At 45.2% G+C, this 19,475-nt stretch carries 12 protein-coding genes and 1 pseudogene; 6 read left to right on the forward strand and 7 right to left on the reverse strand.

The window, feature by feature from the left end:
* Nucleotides 1–49: 49 nt before the first annotated feature.
* The 3 genes from PBAL39_RS22160 to PBAL39_RS22175 form a co-directional block, all read right to left on the reverse strand.
* Nucleotides 50–1,564, reverse strand: coding sequence for a RagB/SusD family nutrient uptake outer membrane protein (locus tag PBAL39_RS22160; protein ID WP_039867464.1), 1,515 nt, complete (start codon nt 1,562–1,564; stop codon nt 50–52).
* Nucleotides 1,565–1,583: 19 nt separating this feature from the next.
* Nucleotides 1,584–4,700: a TonB-dependent receptor gene (locus PBAL39_RS22165; RefSeq protein WP_008245865.1), complete on the reverse strand. Its 3,117-nt coding sequence runs from the start codon at nt 4,698–4,700 to the stop codon at nt 1,584–1,586.
* Between the two features lie 354 nt (nt 4,701–5,054).
* The gene (locus tag PBAL39_RS22175) at nt 5,055–5,888 is read right to left on the reverse strand and encodes a hypothetical protein (RefSeq protein WP_008245867.1); all 834 of its coding nucleotides are present in this window, start codon (nt 5,886–5,888) and stop codon (nt 5,055–5,057) included.
* Between the two features lie 739 nt (nt 5,889–6,627).
* Here PBAL39_RS22175 and PBAL39_RS22180 point away from each other — a divergent pair.
* Together PBAL39_RS22180 and PBAL39_RS22185 are read left to right on the forward strand one after the other, a co-directional pair.
* Entirely contained in the window at nt 6,628–9,702 is a 3,075-nt protein-coding gene (locus PBAL39_RS22180) for a SusC/RagA family TonB-linked outer membrane protein (protein ID WP_157274174.1), read from the forward strand.
* Nucleotides 9,703–9,712: 10 nt separating this feature from the next.
* Nucleotides 9,713–11,350 carry a RagB/SusD family nutrient uptake outer membrane protein gene (locus tag PBAL39_RS22185; protein WP_039867467.1) on the forward strand — a complete coding sequence of 546 codons (1,638 nt, stop codon included), beginning with the start codon at nt 9,713–9,715 and terminating at the stop codon, nt 11,348–11,350.
* 110 nt (nt 11,351–11,460) lie between these two features.
* Here the strand turns inward: PBAL39_RS22185 and PBAL39_RS22190 are convergent, their stop codons facing one another.
* Nucleotides 11,461–12,330 carry a 1-aminocyclopropane-1-carboxylate deaminase/D-cysteine desulfhydrase gene (locus PBAL39_RS22190; RefSeq protein WP_008245870.1) on the reverse strand — a complete coding sequence of 290 codons (870 nt, stop codon included), beginning with the start codon at nt 12,328–12,330 and terminating at the stop codon, nt 11,461–11,463.
* 288 nt (nt 12,331–12,618) lie between these two features.
* Here PBAL39_RS22190 and PBAL39_RS22195 point away from each other — a divergent pair, with 288 nt between their 5' ends.
* Nucleotides 12,619–13,650, forward strand: a complete 1,032-nt coding sequence (locus PBAL39_RS22195; protein ID WP_008245872.1) for an RluA family pseudouridine synthase — start codon at nt 12,619–12,621, stop codon at nt 13,648–13,650.
* A 114-nt stretch (nt 13,651–13,764) separates the two neighbouring features.
* Nucleotides 13,765–14,489 (forward strand): annotated as a pseudogene (locus tag PBAL39_RS22200) (aminotransferase class IV).
* Nucleotides 14,490–14,500: 11 nt separating this feature from the next.
* Here the strand turns inward: PBAL39_RS22200 and fmt are convergent.
* Entirely contained in the window at nt 14,501–15,409 is a 909-nt protein-coding gene (fmt, locus tag PBAL39_RS22205) for a methionyl-tRNA formyltransferase (protein ID WP_039867470.1), read from the reverse strand.
* A gap of 60 nt (nt 15,410–15,469) precedes the next feature.
* Between fmt and PBAL39_RS22210 the strand changes: the two genes are divergently transcribed.
* On the forward strand, nt 15,470–16,537 hold the full coding sequence (locus PBAL39_RS22210) for a DNA topoisomerase IB (RefSeq protein ID WP_008245880.1): 1,068 nt from the start codon (nt 15,470–15,472) through the stop codon (nt 16,535–16,537).
* 12 nt (nt 16,538–16,549) lie between these two features.
* Here PBAL39_RS22210 and PBAL39_RS22215 read toward each other — a convergent pair whose 3' ends face one another.
* Nucleotides 16,550–16,765 carry a hypothetical protein gene (locus PBAL39_RS22215; protein WP_008245882.1) on the reverse strand — a complete coding sequence of 72 codons (216 nt, stop codon included), beginning with the start codon at nt 16,763–16,765 and terminating at the stop codon, nt 16,550–16,552.
* Nucleotides 16,766–16,775: 10 nt separating this feature from the next.
* Nucleotides 16,776–18,065: an exo-beta-N-acetylmuramidase NamZ domain-containing protein gene (locus PBAL39_RS22220; RefSeq protein WP_008245883.1), complete on the reverse strand. Its 1,290-nt coding sequence runs from the start codon at nt 18,063–18,065 to the stop codon at nt 16,776–16,778.
* Nucleotides 18,066–18,171: 106 nt separating this feature from the next.
* Here PBAL39_RS22220 and PBAL39_RS22225 point away from each other — a divergent pair, with 106 nt between their 5' ends.
* Nucleotides 18,172–19,392, forward strand: coding sequence for an FtsX-like permease family protein (locus PBAL39_RS22225; RefSeq protein WP_008245885.1), 1,221 nt, complete (start codon nt 18,172–18,174; stop codon nt 19,390–19,392).
* The last annotated feature ends 83 nt before the right edge of the window (nt 19,393–19,475 follow it).

Consider the following 19,475-nt stretch of genomic DNA (forward strand, 5'->3'; position numbering starts at 1 on the left):
ATCGCTTTTTAATTAACCTGAGCTACCTGCTCATTTCAACTGTACCATTTTACAATGGATTCTGGCTCAGATTGTCCAGGTTCACTTCGCGCTGAGGAATCTGCAGCAGCAATTTGTTTTCGGTTACCTGATAAGAGCCGGCAGGAATGGTAGTTGGTTTCAGGGCAATTTCCCTTTGTCCGTGTGCATTCATGACCGCTACAGCTGTTCCTGTGCGTACCAGGTCATACCATCTGTGGTTTTCAAAGGCAAGTTCCACCTGGCGTTCGTGGTAGATGGCCTCCCTGAAGGCTTGTTGGGAAGTTACGTTCAGGGCAGGGATCGGGTTCCCGGAGGTTTTAGCACCCAGACCTGCGCGTAGTCTCAAGGCATTTAACAGGTTGAAAGCTTCACCATTGGCGACGAAGCCCTGCTCATTTAGACATTCTGCAATCATCAATGTCACATCTGCATACCGGATGATGGGAAAGTTGACATTGGTTTGTCCGGGTTGGACAAAACCATAATTGTACTTTTTGATGTATGGTGCCGCGGTAAATGTTCCTCCATTGGTGAAACCTTCCGCAAGGGAGACGTCCTTTCTAACATCACCAGGCTCGTATGCCGCAATGAGGTCCGCTGTAGGGGTATTCCATCCGGAGTTATAGTTGAGGTTGGTTCCCGGATCTTGTGTGACCACGTTCCCTGAATTGAAAGGTGCGAACTGGTACAGGAAGTTGCTGGCCAGGTCTGGCACCGAGCCCAGGTATTGTATTTCAAAGACCGATTCTGTGTTATTCTTGTTGGTGGGTGTAAAAATGCTGGCATAGGTACCCATTAAGGTATATCCGGTTACCTTTCTGAGTGCGGTTAGGGCATCGCCAAACTTCTTCTGGGTCATGTACACCTCACCGAGGATGGCATTGGCAGTACCCTTGGTTACACGGCCTTTGTCGGCTGCTGCGTAATCCCCGACAGCTGGCAGTTTTTCTGCAGCATCAGTAAGGTCAGCGATAATCTGGGTGTATATTTCTTCTACCGGGGCGCGTCCTTTGGACTGTGCGTCCGCAGGAACTTTGACAACGTCCAGACGTAATGGTACCGGGCCAAACTGCCTGACAAGGTTAAAATAATGAAATGCGCGTAGTGTTTTCACTTCACCGATGGCCTGGTTTTTTGCCTGGTCGGACATCGGAATGCGGTCGACGTGGTCCAACACATCATTGCAGCGCGCAATTCCGTTGTAACTCTGCTGCCAGAATCCTTGCAGGAGTGTGTTGGTAGAGTTCAGCTGAAACTGGTCGACAAACTCCCGGTTTTCCTGTCCGCGTTCCGGTGGATTGTATTGAAAGGTGGTATTGTCGGACCTCATTTCACCAAACATCCAATAGTTCAGCAAGCCCAGGTCGCGGAGGGTACGGTAGGCACCTACAACGCCCTGTTTCAGGTCGGCTTCTGTGCGCCACCAGCTGGCACCATTCAGTTCTGATTCTGAGGGTTGTTCCAGTAAATTCTTTTTGCATCCCGAGATGGAAAGACTGATTCCTAGCAGGGAAAGGCAGATATATTTAGTGTATTTTTTCATGTTGTGTTTCATTTTAAGATTAGAAAGTCATGTTGAGACCGAAAGTCATCACCCTTGGCAGCGGGTAGCTTACAAAGTCGCGACCCGGCGTCAATACACCAGAGTTTGCGGTGGTGGCTTCCGGGTTGGCGCCGCTGTAGTTGGTGAAGGTGACCAGGTTCTGGACGCTTGCATACATGCGCAGGTTTTTGATGAATTTAGATTCTGTGATGAACTTCTGTGTGAAATTGTATCCTAAAGTGATGTTTTGAATTTTCAGGTAATCGGCATCTTCAATCCAGGAGCTGTTGACCTCCCGGTAGAGGGTGCGGCCGCCATTGGTGGTTGGTGTTACGCCATCACCAGGGTTTTCAGGAGATCTCCATCTGTTGAGCACCTTGCGGTCGACATTGAATACACCATCAATGTTTGTAAGGAACTCGTTCGCAGTTTTCATCAGCTGTCCGCCTTGGGAGCCTACCAACAGAATGCTGAGGTCGAAATTTTTGTAGTTGAAGTTGTTGGTGATCCCGTAGATGAAGTCGGGCTGCGGGCTGCCGATGACGTCAAAATCTTTCACCGCTTCGATGATGCCGTTGCCGTCCACGTCTTTATATTTTGCGGATCCGACGATGGAAGAGCTGTGTTTAGGGGAACTGTCCAGATCAGCCTGATCTCTGTATACGCCATCCACGACGAAGCCGAAGAATTGGCCCAGCGGTTTTCCTACTTCTGTCTTATGGGTGAAGTTGCCTTCGCCACTGCGGCCACTGTATATCGGGTCATTTTTGTAGTTCAGGGAAACGACTTTGTTTCTGTTGAAGCTGATGTTAAAGTTGGTGTTCCAGTTAAAAGCACCTTTGATGTTTTCGGAGTTGATGGAGAATTCGAAACCAGTATTGCGTACTTCACCTTCATTGATGAGGGCGTTGGAAAAACCCGACGACAGGGGCACCTCAGAATCATAAAGCATGGCATAGGTAAGCCTGTTGTAGTAGTCGGCAGTAAAGCTGATGCGGTTATTCAGGATACCCAGGTCAAAGCCGATGTCGAAGGAGTCTGACTTTTCCCAGGTCAGCTCATCATTGGCAATGGAGCCTGCTGCACGTCCGTTGGCCAGCTGGCCACCGAAAGAGTAGTTGGCGCTGGTGATCGATGCTGCATAGCGGTAGTTGCCGATGTTAAAATTCCCCGCGCGACCAAAGCTGGTCCTGAATTTCAGGTCGCTCAACCATTTGCTGTCTTTCAGGAAGGCTTCTTCTGATACCCGCCACGCAAAAGCTGCAGATGGGAACAATCCGTATCGCTTAGCTGAGCCAAAACGTGAGGATCCATCTGTACGCAGTGTACCCGTGAAGAGATATCTTCCTTTGTAGGCGTAGTCGATACGGCCCAGGTAGGACAGCAAGGACCACTTGTCTATGCCGGCACCCTGTCCATTGAGCAGTGTTGCGGCGTTGATGGTTTCCACGAGGTTATCGCCATAGTTGGTGGCGTTAAAGTTGTACCCTTCGCCACGTTCTTCCTGTGCGGTATATCCGATCAGGGCGTTGATGTGATGGTCTTTTCCAAGCTGTTTGTCGTACGTGGCAGTCAGCTCAGAAAGCCAGTTGGTGCTGCCGGAATAGGCAGTACTGGAGTTGGGTATGGAAAGGTTTGGATTCTGGTTGCCGGTTTCACCGATAACGAAGTTAGGTCTGAAGACAAAGTTGTTGTTGTTGACATAGTCCACATTCAGGCTGTACTTCACTTTCAGTCCTTCGATGGGCTGGTACTCTGCAAATCCTGTAGCCAGTCCGCGGAAGTATTTTGCTTTGGTGCTTGCAAATTCAAGTGTGTTGAGCGGGTTACCGGCGCCGATGGCTCCTGGGGAGGTAATGAATACCGTCCTGTTGCCGTTTGCATCGGTGATGGGCACAATTGGACTTAACCAAAGTGTTCTGGTCAGGATGTCGCGCTGTCCCGTTTCAAAGGAATTTCGCACCTGTGTGCTTGCTGTAGGGGAGAGGCTCATGCCGACTTTAATTTTCTTGCTCAGGTCGGATTCGAAGTTTGCCTGAATGCTATAGCGTTCATAGTCAGTGTACCTGATGGTTCCTTCCTGCGAGAGACGGCCGAGGGAAAACGAGTAGCGAGTGTTTTCTGATCCCCCACGAACGCTGGCGTCGATGTTGTTCTGCATTGCTGTTTGCAGCACTGCATCATACCAGTTGGTTCCTTCACCGTACTGGGCTGGATTTCTGTAGGCTTCGGGGATGTCTGCATCTGTAGGGATCCTTCCCTGATACCTGGCGGCATCTTCTCTGATTTCTTTTTGAAACTGGGCATACTCCGCGCCGTTCAAAACTTGTGGACGACCTTTCTGAGGGATCACCTGACTGCCGATGTAGCTGTTGACGGTTACAACCGGAGGTCCTTTTTTACCTTTTTTGGTGGTGATCATGACCACGCCGTTGGCTCCCCTGGAACCGTAAATTGCGGTTGAGGAAGCGTCTTTCAATACGTTGACGCTCTCAATATTGTCGGGACTGAGGGTGTTCAGCGGATTATAATCCTGTCCGGCGGTGTTGGTGATTGCAAATCCATCGATGACATACAATGGGCCGTCGCCAGCACCTATAGATCCGGATCCCCTGATTTTCATAGTGGTACCACCACCCGGGGCGCCGGTAGGGGAGCTGATTTGTACACCGGCCAGTTGACCGATCATCTTTTGCTCCACAGAGGCAACCGGCAGGTCTTTTACCTGGGCGGAGCTTAATGAGGCTACCGATCCGGTTAGATCTTTCTTTTGTCTCGTTCCATATCCGATAACGACCACTTCACTGAGCTGGTCGTTCTGCGCGGAGAGGGATACATTTATGCTGGCTTGCTCTGCAACGGTGACTTCTTTAGGGGTATAGCCGATGTAGCTAAAGATAAGTACGGCGCCTTTGGCAGCTTCGATGGTGAAGGCACCATTGACGTCGGTGATGCCACCTTTCTGGCTGCCTTTCACTTTGATAGAGACGCCGGGTAGTGGGCCGCCGTCGGCTGCATCAGTTACTTTTCCACTTATCCTCGGACTTTGAGCGTGTGCCGCGCTGACCCATAAGCAGAAATACAAAAAGAGCATTACAGACCCTTTCTGAAAATTACTTAGTAATTGTTCTTTCATAACATTTAAAATTTGGTTTTTACCACCCGGTTATTTGGTGTTTGCAATAGGAGGACAGATGGTATTGCGAGCAAGGTAGAGAACCCCTTTTTTATTCCCATCCTGTACTGTACTGTTCGCCTTATCGCGTTTTAAATGTTTTAATGACGGTTGTTGTAAGTGTGGTTGGGAATGCTTTTATCTTTTTCTGATGGAAATGAAAATGTTTAACCTGTTCGTTATGAGGGTTTTGTGTATTGTCTCTCTGCTGGGGGATGACATCCGGATTTTCAATTGACAATGGCAGTTGGTGGAGCTTATTTTCGTGCAAAAAAAAAATGCGCAATTTTTGCATTTCAAAAATTAGTGCAGGATTTATTTTCCTTTAACCCAGTCTTTGATCTTTTTGAAGATGTCTTTTTTCAATGGTTTTGGCTTACCATCATGAGTGATCTGTTGGTCGTATTGGTGTTGTAGTTGCTGACCATATTGTGCTTGTTGAGGATCGGCTTTGAGCATCTGGATGAATGGCAATGCCCTATCGTTTAGCGTGGCATTTTGGGAGACGGTACTATAGGCGCTGCTGATTTGATCGTCCTGGTTTTTGTGGTTGGGCAGGTGGCCATTTTCGCAGAAAAGATCGATGTGGTAAATTTCAGGATTCAGCTTTTTCAATCTTTTGGTCCCCTTCCTTTCATTTCTCCAGGGGTGTTCTCCAGGAAGAAGTTGTTGTTTCAGGAAAGCTTTGTTCCAAAGCGTGGCCTGGTGCGACATTAGGAAGCCACTCGCCTGATTGTCGAGGAGACTAAGGTTAAGCCCTTCCAGGAAAAGGTCACTTTGTTGCGTTTTAAAAACTTCAGAAGAGTTGAGCTTTACCTGTTTCCATTGGTTGGCAATGGATAGTTCAATGAGCTCTGCCATTGCTTTTCCGCTCACAGGTTTACTTAGCCACATGTCTTCCTGAAGATAGATGATGTACTCTTCTTCCACAAGATCCAGTAATTTTGAAAGCCTGTCGCTCCATTCTCCTTTGCCAGACTGGATGTTGCTGAAGTTTTCGAGCGAAACGCTCAGTTCTTCAGTGGCAAAATAACAGTTGACAGCAACATCAGAATCCCAGTATTTATTGAAAAAATAACCAAAGGCCCGGTAAAGCAGCTGATAGCGGTCACAGCTGTGTACAATTAAAGCGACCTGGTTTGTTTTCATTGAATTGGATAGGTGTGTTTTGAGTTTCAAAGATAGAAAAAAGATCCAAGCGGCAGATGGTGGGCTGCACGAATTGGTCACATGGTGTGGATTGTATTTAAGTATGATGAAATTACTGATATGTGAAAGCTATTTTTGTTTCATTACGCCCTCTTTAGTGTAATTATTTTCTTTCGTAAATCTAAAGTGTTTTTGTTGTTTAATGATATAGATTAATTTAATGCTGTGTATTAACAGTATGAAATTTAGAAATGATAGAATGGGTAGCGAGTGAAAACATCAAAATTATCTGATCATCATTTTTGTGATCAATATTATGTGATATTGATCTTTTAACGTTCGGTTTTATGCTTTTTGTGTTAAAAAAAATGAATTCCCTAAACGCTTGATCCTAAATTTACTAGGCTTCCATTTATAGCAATTATTTGAAGTTTCTCCGACTTATTTATTTTTTTTCAAAACAATGAGGAACAATTTCTGTTTTTGTACAAACTATGGTAATAATAGCCATCTCAGGCCTTGTTGTTTCCCCCTAAATAAAGGGGGCCGGAATGGATCATCCTTCAGAAAATTTAGATTGATTGATATCGGGTACTGCATTGTTTGGGATGAAAAACTAAAACGTTTTATTATTTATTGATGTCTATCCAAATAGCCCCTAAACCACCACAACAAAGGCAATTCCCCTGCCCTGAACACATGTATTTTACAAATTTCCAATTATATAACCTAAAGAACAATGATGAAACGAAGACTAACTGAGTTCATAAGGCCAGGTTCGGCTTTATCGGCCAGTCTGATGTTTGTTGCCCTGGGATTAAATGCCACGAGCCTGGAAGCTGCAAACCTGAAAGTAATGCCGAGTCCTATCAGAACCATTTCAAACTTCAAGTCCCAGGAGATTACCGTTACCGGTGTCGTAAAAGATGAGAAGAATTTACCTCTGCCCGGTGTAAGTGTAAAGATCAAAGGTCAGCCGACCGGAGTTTCCACAGATGCTAGTGGTAAATTCTCTATTAAAGTGTCCAGCAGTACTTCTATTATCACGTTCACTTTTGTGGGGTATAAAGCAAAGGAAGTGGTTGTTGGCGAGCAGAAGACAATGGACATCAAGCTGGATCCGGAAAGTACAACGCTGGAGAATGTAGAAGTCGTGGCCGTCGGTTATGGTAACCTGTCGCAAAAGGAAGTGACTTCCGCGGTGGCTCACGTAGGTACAGAAGATTTCCGGCAGAGTGGTGCAAGGAACCCACTGGATTTAATCCAAGGTAAAGTTGCAGGTCTGCAGTTGTCACGTCCAGGAGGTTCTAACCCGAACTCATCCGTGCAGGTGCAATTGAGGGGAGCAGTAACCACACAGGGCAGTGGGGCTCCGTTGTATGTAATTGATGGTATCCCTGGAGGTAATCCTGATCTGTTGCAACAAGACGATATCGCCTCTGTAGATATCCTAAAGGATGGTTCCGGTGCTGCGATTTATGGTACAAGTGCCAACGCCGGGGTAATTCTGATTACCACCAAACGGGGTAAAACAGGGCCGCCGACAATTGATTATTCTTCTTATGTGAGGAAGGAGTACCTTCAAAATAGACCGGATTTCCTTACTGCAGCAGAATTTCGCGAAAAGATTAATTCCGGAGCGCTTGATCAGGAGGATTTTGGAAGCAACACAGATTTCTTTGACGGATTGATCAATCATGATAACCTTTCTCATAATCACAACCTGGCCTTGTCGGGGGGAACTGAGCAGACAACTTATCGTGCGAGTCTGAACTACAGAAATCTTGCAGGTTTGAGTCGTGAGAATGGACGTGAAGAATATAGTATGCGTTTCAACGTCAACCAGAAAGCATTTGACAACCGTGTGAATATACAACTGAATCTTGCGACAAATGTGAATAAGGCTAATTTACTAGGTGGTGGCGGATGGGAAAGTGAATCAGCTAAAAATCCTACCTTATCCAATTATAATCCAGACGGCTCTTTCCGTTATGACCTGACCAGTACCAATGAGTTTGCCAGACTTGAACTGGAAACTAATAAACGAAAACAGCAAACTTCTTCTGCTGATGCGAAAGTTGATGTGGAAATCCTGCCAGGATTGAAAGGTTCCGTATTCGGATCGATCACAAGAGATGCCTATACCGATGGCCAGTACCGCTTTCTGAAAAGTGAGGACTCCATGGAAAATACTGATTTCCCAGGCGGCGGTTATGCGTACAAAGGGGATTTTCTTTCGCAGAAATACGCTGTTGAGCCAACCTTGAGCTACTCGAAAAAGTTTCTTGACAAACATGATTTTACTGCCATTCTAGGTTATAGTTACAGGTACGAGATGGAAGAATCCTCGAATGCCTCAAACCGTGGTTTTCTGAACGACCAGTTTCATGAGGATAATTTGGGGGCGGGTGCTGCGCTTGGAACAGGAAGAGCGTCGATGGCCAGTTCGAAATTCGATAATGCTTTTGTTGCTTTTTTTGGTCGTATCAATTACTCTTATAATAATAAATACCTGGCACAGGTTATCCTTCGTAGGGAGGCTGCTGCAAGGTTTGGTGATAATAACAGATGGGGAAACTTCCCTGCAGTATCCTTAGGATGGAACATTTCGGAAGAGGATTTCATGAAGGACATTAAATTCGTTAGTTATCTGAAGCTAAGGGCTGGTTATGGCGAAACGGGAAACTCGCCCGCAAATGCCATGAGAAATGTATCCAGGTTAGTCCTGGGCACAGGAGGGAAATATCTATTCCCTGACGGAAACTACTATCAAACTTATGGGCCGTTGAGGAATCCAAATGCTGACCTAAGATGGGAGCGAAAAAAGGAATTTAACTTCGGTATTGATTACCGGTTATTTGACAGCAGGCTGTCTGGGTCGATTGATGTATTCAGCAGAAAAACATCCGATCTGCTGGATAGCTACGATACACCACTTCCTGCTTATGTCAGGGAAAGCATCTTCACAAATGTTGGAACGATCAAGTCTACTGGTATTGAATTGGGACTCGGTTATCAGGCGATTCGCGAGGGAGATTTCAAATGGAACTTTGATGTGACTGCCAGTACTACAAAAAACACTCTGGATAGCTATTCAAACAGTCTCTTTAAACGTCTGTATATTCAAACAGGAAATATAAACGGCGCTGGAGATCTTGGCCAGGCTTTTACTACTTATGAGGGAAGTAAAATTGGTACTTTCTATGGGAAACGCTTCGCTGGATTTACACCAGAAGGCAAATGGCTGTTTTATAACAGAAATGGAGAAGCGGTGACGAACGATCAGATCAACAATTCAAGAAATGACCGTAGCGTCAGCGATCTTGCTCCAATTGGTAATGCTGTACCTAAATTCTATATGTCAATGACTCAGAATTTCAATTACAAGAATTGGGATTTAAGGATCTTCATGAGAGGTAAATTCGGATTTGACGCTTTGAATACAACTGCCTTAACCTATGGAAATAAAACCTGGAGCGGGAATCTGATTAAAGATACCTTCACCAAATATGCCGAAATTAATGATACTTATATGTACTCTGACTATTACCTGGAAAACGCTAGTTTCCTTAAAATTGATGAGGTGACGTTGGGTTATAATTTCAACTTCAAGTCCAAGGGAATCCGAAATCTGCGCATCTATGCGACAGGACAAAACCTGCTGACATTTACCGGATATTCTGGTAATGATCCCGACTTTATATTGGATACAGGAATTGGAAATGAAGTGGATGGCAGATCGTTAGGTTTAGATACAAGAGGACCTTATCCTAGCTCTAGATCGATACTGCTGGGTGTTAATGTTGGATTTTAAATTAGTTGAAATGAAAGGAAAATATTTAATATATACTACGTTGGTTGCCGCTATGTGCGTCGCCAATGGTTGTACAAAAATCGAAGAAGGTAACTACGATGTGGTGCTTGCTGACGATTTTTACACGAACAAAAATGAGGTGATTTCTGCGGTATTGAGACCTTATACACATGCCAACGCATGGGTAACCCCATCTGGGCAGGATAACTGGTGGAGGGCTTCAGAGCTGTCGGCAGATCAGCTGGCCTGGCCAACAAAAGGGCGTCACGGTGAGGATGGTGGAAAATGGAAACGTCTGCATTACCATACCTGGACTGTAGATGAGGCCGGTATTAACCAGGCTTGGATCCTGTTATTTGGCGGACTTGGCTATTGTAATTCTCCTATAGAGATCATTAGTGCTGCAGACTTGAGTAGAATGGGAATTACGGAAGAGGAAAGACAATCCTATTTGGCTGAACTAAAATTATTCCGTGCATTCCATTATCTGAAAGCCATGGATCTTTGGGGAGGACTTCCAATTGCAACGAATACTACTGATCCGCTTAGACCAGCTACGTCTTCGAGACAGGAGATCTTTAACTTCGTAGAGAAGGAGATCAAAGACAATATTGCGGCCGCACCGAAATTGTCCCGTGCTATGGTTGGAAGAATGTCCCAGGCAGGAGCCTATGCAATGCTTACTGAGCTGTATCTGAATGCTGAAGCCTGGACGGGTACTCCGCGCTGGGATGATTGTATTGCTGCTGCTGATATGGTCATCACAGGTCAGGGTGGTGCCCAAAATGGAACCATGGCCCTGGATCCAAACATCACTGACCAGTTTAAGACTACCAATGACTTATCAAAAGAGGCGATCTTCTCTATTGCTTATAATTATACCATCGCCGCGTTTGAACCTTCATGGCCAGGTGAATTTTATCACTTTAAACAACGTGAGATCTATGGAGGTGGCCGTAATGGCAATGATGGTATCGTATTGATCCCTGGTGTTTATACTACATTTGGCGACAACGATCTTCGTAAGTCAGAGTGGCTGTTGGAAGGACCTCAGTTAAATTTCGTTACCGGAGCGCCGGTTACAGGATCTGAAGAGTATAATAACCAGCCTTTGGTTTTCGTAGACAACATCAGGAAAAACAGATCTGGTTCCACGGTATCCAACATGAGCGAAGGGGAAGAAAACAGCGGTGTTCGTTTTAACAAGTATAAACTTGGTAACCAGGCTGCCGGACTGGGAGGTATTCCTATTGATCCAAACTATAACAATACAGATTGGAATGTTTATCGTTTAACATGGATTTATTTTGCTAAAGCGGAAGCAATCATGCGTAGAAATGGTGGTGTTGCAGATGCAACTGCATTACAGTTGATCAATGACTGTCATTTGAGAGCTTTCGCTCCAGCTAATCAGGCCGCTGCCACGTACACTGCCGCCACTTTGACTATGGATGAGTTGCTTGCTGAACGTGGAAGGGAGTTTATCTTTGAAGGTTTTAGAAGGCAGGATTTGATCCGCTGGAATAAGTTTACTACTGCTACATGGTGGGATCATAATGCGTCGGCAACGACCCGTAACCTGTATCCTATACCACAGCAACAACGTGATTTAAACCCTAACCTGACCCAAAATCCAGGTTACAATTAATCCGGGCTTTCTGCAGACTTCAATCTGAAAATTGTTGTGCAGTTAAATCGACTTAATCATATAAAAACGGCGCCTGAGAATCAGGCGCCGTTTTTATATTTCATTTTGGGCTAGAATTTTTCTTTCATCCCCATCAATCCCAGCAACCCACCCGTATGCAACGCAACGATCCTTTCCTCAGGTCTGATCTCACCGGCCTGCTGAAGGTCCTCTATCGCAAAGCACATCTTTGCTGTATAAACCGGGTCAAGGAGCACGCCATGTTGTGCCACGAAAGCTTTGATGAAGCTGATCAGCTCTGATGTAGTCTTTGCATAACCACCAAAATGATAATCGTAGTGCATGATCAACTGATCGGATTCACCGGTATATTTAATGATTTCTTCCCTGATGAATTCCGCGCCTTTGAGCACGGGGATGACATGCAGTTTAGTTTTTCTATGATGTTTCAGTATTCCTTGTAAGAGTCCTGCTCCAGTGGTTCCTGTGCCTGCGGCACAAAATAGATGTGCTGTATCTTCCGGCAGCTCGTCGATGATCTCTGCACATCCCCTGACTGCTTCTATTCCTGCGCCTCCTTCATCCACATAGATGGCATCGGGATCATTGCTGAAATGCTGTTCAAAAAGTAAGTGTTTGTTCCGATAAGCCGTTCTGTCGGTAAAGAGAAGTTTCATGCCATACAGTTTGCACAGCGTAAGTATTTCATTATTGACGTTTTCGCCACGTACGAATGCCGTGGATTTTAACCCGCTTCTGGCAGCTGCGGCGGCGGTGGCGACAAGGTGGTTGGAGTAAGCACCTCCGAAGGTCACCAGATGATGACGTTGGAGGTGCGATGCTTTTTCTAAGATGTACTTTAATTTACGCCATTTATTCCCTGAGATATAAGGGTCAATTAAATCATCTCTTTTAATCCAGTACTGTTGTAGGCAGGTGTGTTTTAACTGCTGTAGCGGACTGTAAATATCTGTAAACATAGATACAAATATAACAGCCTCTGTTCAGCCCCGGATATTATGGTTTAAAATAGATCTTCCTGATCAGGTAAGGAAAAAAGTTAAGGACAATCTTAACGTTTTGAGTAAAGTTTTTCATAAGCGTAGGTTTTTAACATTTTCATAAGTATTCACTTACAACGATCACGGTTTATCAAAAAGCAGACCAAATTCTTTTTTTTGAATTATGTAATTGTTAAAGATTAGTTTTGTAACCGAAAACAAAAGAGCAGGGCGCTTTTACGTTAGCATAATACTGAAAAAAAATTGATGGAAAATAGCAACAGCGTGCAGGAACTGGAAGAGCAGGATTTATACGAACACTTTAATATTGTTGTAGATAAAGGACAGTCTTTATTGAGGGTCGACAAATTCCTGATGGGACGTATGGAAAATGCTTCACGCAACCGCATACAAAATGCCATTGATGCAGGCAATGTTTTAGTGAACGGGAAAACGGTGAAGTCCAGCTATAAGGTGAAACCTGCTGACGAGATCTCGATTGTCTTTCCTCATCCTCCACGCGATACGGAAGTTTATCCTGAAGACATTCCTCTGGACATCGTTTATGAAGACAATGACCTGCTGGTGGTCAACAAGCCTGCAGGGATGGTGGTACACCCTGGGTACAACAATTACACTGGCACGCTGGTGAATGCACTGGCTTTTCACTTTGAGCAACTGCCGCAGCTTCCAGGTAACGAAGGCCGCCCGGGACTGGTTCACCGTATTGATAAGGATACTTCAGGACTCCTGCTGATCAGCAAGAACGAGATCACCATGACCAAACTGGCAAAGCAGTTTTTTGACCACAGCATCACCCGCAAATACATTGCCCTGGCATGGGGAGATATTGCTGAAAATGGGACGGTTACGGGTTTCATCGGACGTAGTCTGAAGAACAGGATTGTGATGGATGTCTACGACGATGAAGAAAAAGGTAAGTGGTCGGTAACACATTATACGGTATTGGAACGTTTAGGATATGTAACTTTAATCAGCTGCCAGCTTGAAACTGGCCGTACACATCAAATCAGAGCACATATGCAGCATATCGGACATCCTTTATTCAACGACGCCAATTATGGTGGCGACAAAATTGTTAAGGGGACGACCTTCAATAAATACAAACAGTTTGTTCAGAATTGTTTTGAAATCATGCCTAGGCAATCGCTTCATGCGCAGACATTGGGTTTCATCCATCCGACAACAAAGAAATATATGGAGTTTGAAGCTCCCTTGCCTGCAGACTTTGATGGCGTATTGAATAAATGGAGAAACTATATCGTTCAGCCGTCGTAAATGAACCAGGAATACATTTTACATAATGATGAACTGGTCTCGGTAAACCATCCGATATTGGGCGTTAAAAACCGCGCCTTCAGGTATGGAGATGGTCTGTTTGAGTCCATGCGGATGTGTAACGGCAAGCTGAAGTTTCCGGAACTACATGCAGACCGTCTTACTGCGGGAATGAGGGCGCTGAAGATGGATGGTAGTAACCTGATGGATGAGTATTTCCTGAAACAGAAAACTGCAGAGCTGAGCAAAAAGAACAGGTTGAAAGACAATGCCAGGTTCAGGTTGTCTGTTTACCGGGAGGGCGACGGACTATATACACCCGAGAGCAATAAGTTTGGTTATGTGCTGGAAGCTACCGCGATGGAAGACAGTATTTATGAGCTGAACCGGAAGGGGCTGATCATCGACGTATACGATGAGATCACCAAACCTGTAAATAAACTGTCCAATTTTAAGACCACCAACTCACTGCTGTTGTCATGGCCGGACTCTATAAGAAACAACACCGCCTGGACGAGGCTTTTCTATTGAACCAGCATGGTTTTCTTTGTGAAAGTATCAGTTCCAACATCTTCGTGGTGTACGATCAGCAGATTTATACTCCCGCCTTGTCGGAAGGTTGTATTGCGGGAGTGATGCGCAATGTGGTTATGGGTATGGCAAAATCGAATGGTATTCCCATGGTTGAAGCACAGATCAATCCTGAAGTATTGAACGAGGCCGAAGAAGTGTTCATTACCAATGCTACCGGTGGCATCCGCTGGGTGATGGGCTATGGCCGCAAACGATATTTTAATGAAATCTCAAAAGATTTGAGTGCCAGGCTGAATCAGTTGTAGCCTGGTTGCTTTTAAAGGCGCATACCCCTTAAAAACTCTTCTACGGTCATTCTCTTTTTACCTTCATACTGAAGGTCTGTCAACTTGATGAAGCCGTCTTTAGTGCTGAACTTCAGGAAGGTTTTTCCATCAGACAGAAAGCCGCCTGCGGCAATACCAGGTTCTGTTTCTTCCATTTCCGCACTAAAAACCTTTAGTGTTTTGCCATTCAGCAGCGTGTAAGCAGTAGGATATGGGCTGAGCCCTCTGATGAGGTTGTATATTTTCGCAACCGGCTGGTTCCAATCAATCAGGCAATGCTCCTTGAAAATCTTCGGTGCATGTTTCAGTTCGCCACTTTGCGGCTGTGGTTGCTCCTGGTAATCGCCCGACTCAATTGCCTTTACTGTTTTGACCAGCAGACCTGCGCCTGTTGCCATTAGTTTATCGTGTAAATCGCCCGCAGTGTCATTGTTCTGGATCTCGACTTTTTCCGAGAAGATCACGTCACCGGTATCGATTTCATGTTTCAGGAAAAATGTGGTGACGCCGCTTTCCTTTTCTCCATTAATGATGGCATGGTTGATGGGTGCTGCGCCGCGGTATTGTGGCAGGAGGGAGGCGTGGAGGTTGATGGTGCCCTTGGCAGGCATGTTCCATACCGCTTCTGGCAGCATCCTGAAGGCGACCACTACCTGTAGGTCGGCATTGATGGACTTCAGCTCTTCAAGAAACTCAGGGTCTTTTAGTTTCAGGGGTTGTAACACCTTGATGCCTTTCGCTACCGCATATTGCTTAACAGCACTTTCCTGGATCTTCTGGCCTCTGCCGGCAGGTTTGTCGGCCGCTGTAACTACGGCTGCAACATCAAAACCAGCTTCTACCAATGCGTTTAAAGAAGCGACAGCAAAATCGGGGGTACCCATAAAAACTAATTTCATCATCCGTTGTTTTAGATAACAAAATAACTAAAAATTTCACGCATATCCTGCTCAAAATATATGTTTCAGACCCTGGAGGAAATTAAAGAAAGTGGATTGGTCTATGTAACAGATAGTAAACCTGGCATATATAGAAAGGGTAAACCCGGAAAATTCCATTACGAAGATAAGGATGGTAAAACCATCACTGATGAACACCATCTGGCAAGGATCAAGGCGCTGGTACTGCCCCCGGCATGGACTTCTGTATGGATCAGTCCCAGGAAAAATGGTTACCTGCAGGCAACGGGCATCGATGTGGCTGGAAGAAAACAATATCGGTATCATGCCGACTGGACCTCGAGGCGTTCTGATCAGAAGTACTTCCGCTTACTGGAGTTTGGGAAAACACTTCCTGTAGCGCGCAAACGAATTGCCCGTGACCTTCGAAGAAAAGATTTTGATGAACAGAAGGTATTGGCCATCTGCCTGGAGTTTATGCAGAAAACACTGATCAGGATTGGCAACGAGTCCTACAAGCAGCTGTATGGCAGCTACGGATTGAGCACACTCAGGAACAAACATGTTAAGATCCAGGGGAATCAGCTGAAGCTGAGTTTTATTGGAAAGAAAGGCGTACAGCAGGAGCTGAAACTCAATGATAAAACCCTTTCTAAGCTGGTGAAAAAATGCATGGAAATTCCGGGACAGGACCTCTTTCAATATTATACCGAAGATCATGAGCGCCGGGGCATAGACTCAGGCAAGATCAATAACTACATTAAGGAGATCACAGGCGATGACTTTAGTGCTAAGGATTTCAGGACTTGGGGTGGTACGCTGGAAGCATTGCGACAACTTGCAGTCTGCTGTTCCAATGTGGAAGAAATACAGCCTAAGAAGAAGGTGATCGTACAGGTACTGGATTGTGTAGCAAGTAAACTCGGCAACACCAGGGCAGTATGCAAAAGCTCTTATGTGTATCCGCTGCTGCTTGAAGCTTTTGAAAATGATACTTTAGGGAAATATCTCAAAAAGATTGATGTCAGTAAAGCGCATACGAAGTTCGGAATGGAGAACGATGAGAAAGTGCTGATGCAGTTTTTGAGAGCAGCCAGAAAAGCAAAGGTTGAAAAAAAAGCGCGTTAACGCGCTTTTCTATTAATTATCTTTCGGTGCTTTTTTCACCGGGTCTACAGGTTGCTCACTTTTTTCCCTCTGCTTCGCCGGATCTTTAAAATGAGGCTCTTCCTCAGTATAGTCTTTATCTTCAGGCTTTTTTACTGCCTTATCACCAGCGGGAACTTTGTCTTCCGGAATTTCCTCTTTATAATTGCTGCTGGGTTTATCATTCTTTTTCTTTGGCTCGCTGTTCATGATCTTCGCTTTAAGGATATAACAAGTACTGTTCGCGCATTGTTTTATAACGGCTCAGACCTGGTTCCCAGCTTTTACGGATTTCATCTTCCGATTTGCCGGCGACGATTTGTTCTTTTAGGGTGGACACTCCGACGAGCTTGTCAATATTGCCCATCTGGTTGCTTAGCTTGTAGTTGAAAAAATCAGCTTTATTTGGCGAAGCTTTATAGAGCGCTATCAGCCATTCCAGTTTCAGCTTTTTCTCCTTACGGATGATCGCTGTGTCATAATTTCTCAGGTCAAGGCCATAGCATACCTGATCCTTAAAGATCGGCGTCTCGGCCATGCCCTTAATGCCTTTAGGGGTAAATGAAAAACTATATTTTCCTTTCAGTGCAGGTGCGCCCAGCACTGTAAATGGAAATTGGGTGCCGCGTCCATGATTTAGATATACTCCTTCAAAAAGACAGGTGGTAGGGTAAAGTAAAATGGATTGTGCCGTATTCAGGTTCGGTGATGGTTTTACTGGAAGTTCATAAGGCATATCATGGTTATAATTGGCCACTTTAATGACCTTGATGCGGCATTTCACTTTGTCTTTCAGCCATCCTTCGCCATTCAGCATCTGCGCATATTCTCCAACAGTCAGGCCATGGACAATGGGAATAGGCTGCAGGCCGATCCCGGAAACCAGTTTAGGGTCCAGAATCGGACCGTCAATGTAAAAACCATTGGGATTGGGCCTGTCAAAGATCATTACTTCCTTATCGGCTCTTGCACAGGCCTCCATCACGTGCTGCAAGGTGTTGATATAAGTATAAAACCGGACACCGACATCCTGAATGTCAAATATCATAATGTCTACATCGGCAAGGTCTGCTGCGGTGGGTATGGAGGTTTTTCCGTATAAAGAAACTACCTTGATGCCGGTTTTGGTATCCACAGCATCATTTACATGCACACCTGCGCTGGCATTTCCCCGGAAGCCATGCTCAGGGCCGAAGATCTTGACAATATTGACGTCCAGCTTCAGCAGGCTGTCGACAGTCGTTTCCTTTCCGATGATGGAGGTTGGGTTGACAACCATGCCCACGCGTTTGCCTTTCAGATAGGGGAGGTACAATTCAGTTTGCTCTGCCCCGGTGCGTAAGGTTGAGTCCTGTTGCAGGTTGTTTTCTTTGACTGTTACCGGTCTCGGGGTAAGCGTATCTATTATTGACACACTACGTGTGGAGGTTACGGGGGCGCTGGTGCCACAGGCCAAAAGTGTCAGGCTGATCAATGCCGTATGCAGGATATTTGCTAATGGTGGTATCATAGGGATAAAGATAATAAAATGTCAATGATCTGGTTTTCTCTATCAATTACCATGCAGAGATCAAATATTTATCCCATTTTTGCGGAGTCACCAATATTGAAAAACGTTGAACACAGAATATTTCATAGCGAGCCGGATTGCCATTAAATCGTCGCGAACATTTTCTAAGCTGATTGTACGTATCGCCATTGCAGGGGTGATGCTGAGTCTGGCGGTGATGATGCTTTCTGTGGCCATCATTAAAGGCTTCAAAACTGAAATTCAAGAGAAGGTACGTGGATATATTGGTGATGTGCGTATTTTTAAATTTGACCTCAACAACTCCTTTGAGCTGAGCCCTTTTGTGCCGGGAGCAGAAACCATCAGTAAGCTGAAAAAGAATCCGCAGGTGGAGTATTACCAATCTTATGCCACCAAACCGGCCATCATCTCTGCCAATGATGAGGTGGAGGGAATCAATTTTAAAGGTGTCGATAAGAACTACCACTGGGATTACATCCGTGAACACCTGGTGAGTGGCAAGGTGATCAATTTCGCCGACAGCGCGGCGGCGATGAACCAGATCATGATCTCTCAGTTTACAGCGAACCGCTTGAAATTGAAAACTGGCGATGACTTTATCATGTACTTTGTGCAAAATCCGCCGAGGGTGCGTAAACTCAAGATTGTGGGCATTTACAACATTGGTGTCGAGGAGATCGATAAAGGTTTTGTAATCGGGGACATCAACGTCATCCGCCGCCTGAACAAATGGAAATACGATGAGATTGGAGGTATTGAGGTGAGGATTAAGAATTTCTCAAAGCTCAAGACGACTTCTATGGACATCTATACGAATCTGGAAGTCAACCTGAGGTCTGAATCTGTTTCTGAATTCTTCCCGGCCATCTTTACCTGGCTGTCTCTGCTGGATGTGAATACCAAGGTGCTCCTGATCCTGATGATGATTGTTGGTGTGATCAATATGATCACTGCACTCCTCATTATGATCCTGGAGCGTACAAACATGATTGGGATGCTCAAAGCCTTTGGTATGGCGGATTACAGTGTCATGAAGATCTTCCTCTACAATGCATTGTACCTGGTCGGAATAGGTCTGCTGCTTGGGAATATATTGGGATTGGGCATTGGGTTCATCCAGAAATATACACATGTATTCAGCCTCGATCAAGGGTCGTATTACTTGTCTTACGTGCCGATTGAATTCCATTTTGTTGACGTGCTGCTGCTGAACATCTGCACCGTACTGATCTGTCTGGTGGTGCTGGTCGTGCCTTCCCTGCTGGTGAGTAAGATTTCTCCGTTGAAGGCCATCCGGTTTAAATAGGCTTTAATATTGTGCAATCGCACTTTCTATTAGGTATTAATTACCGCAGTTAAAATTTTGCTCAATTCCTGATGCTTGTTGTA

Source organism: Pedobacter sp. BAL39, from assembly GCF_000170795.1.
GTDB lineage: Bacteria > Bacteroidota > Bacteroidia > Sphingobacteriales > Sphingobacteriaceae > Pedobacter.

Coding starts and splice junctions, on each gene's coding strand:
- PBAL39_RS22210 (WP_008245880.1), top strand. CDS start 15,470: ATGTTTCAGACCCTGGAGGAAATTAAAGAAAGTGGATTGGTCTATGTA.
- fmt (WP_039867470.1), bottom strand. CDS start 15,409: ATGAAATTAGTTTTTATGGGTACCCCCGATTTTGCTGTCGCTTCTTTA.
- PBAL39_RS22185 (WP_039867467.1), top strand. CDS start 9,713: ATGAAAGGAAAATATTTAATATATACTACGTTGGTTGCCGCTATGTGC.
- PBAL39_RS22215 (WP_008245882.1), bottom strand. CDS start 16,765: ATGAACAGCGAGCCAAAGAAAAAGAATGATAAACCCAGCAGCAATTAT.
- PBAL39_RS22195 (WP_008245872.1), top strand. CDS start 12,619: ATGGAAAATAGCAACAGCGTGCAGGAACTGGAAGAGCAGGATTTATAC.
- PBAL39_RS22165 (WP_008245865.1), bottom strand. CDS start 4,700: ATGAAAGAACAATTACTAAGTAATTTTCAGAAAGGGTCTGTAATGCTC.
- PBAL39_RS22175 (WP_008245867.1), bottom strand. CDS start 5,888: ATGAAAACAAACCAGGTCGCTTTAATTGTACACAGCTGTGACCGCTAT.
- PBAL39_RS22190 (WP_008245870.1), bottom strand. CDS start 12,330: ATGTTTACAGATATTTACAGTCCGCTACAGCAGTTAAAACACACCTGC.
- PBAL39_RS22160 (WP_039867464.1), bottom strand. CDS start 1,564: ATGAAAAAATACACTAAATATATCTGCCTTTCCCTGCTAGGAATCAGT.
- PBAL39_RS22220 (WP_008245883.1), bottom strand. CDS start 18,065: ATGATACCACCATTAGCAAATATCCTGCATACGGCATTGATCAGCCTG.
- PBAL39_RS22180 (WP_157274174.1), top strand. CDS start 6,628: ATGATGAAACGAAGACTAACTGAGTTCATAAGGCCAGGTTCGGCTTTA.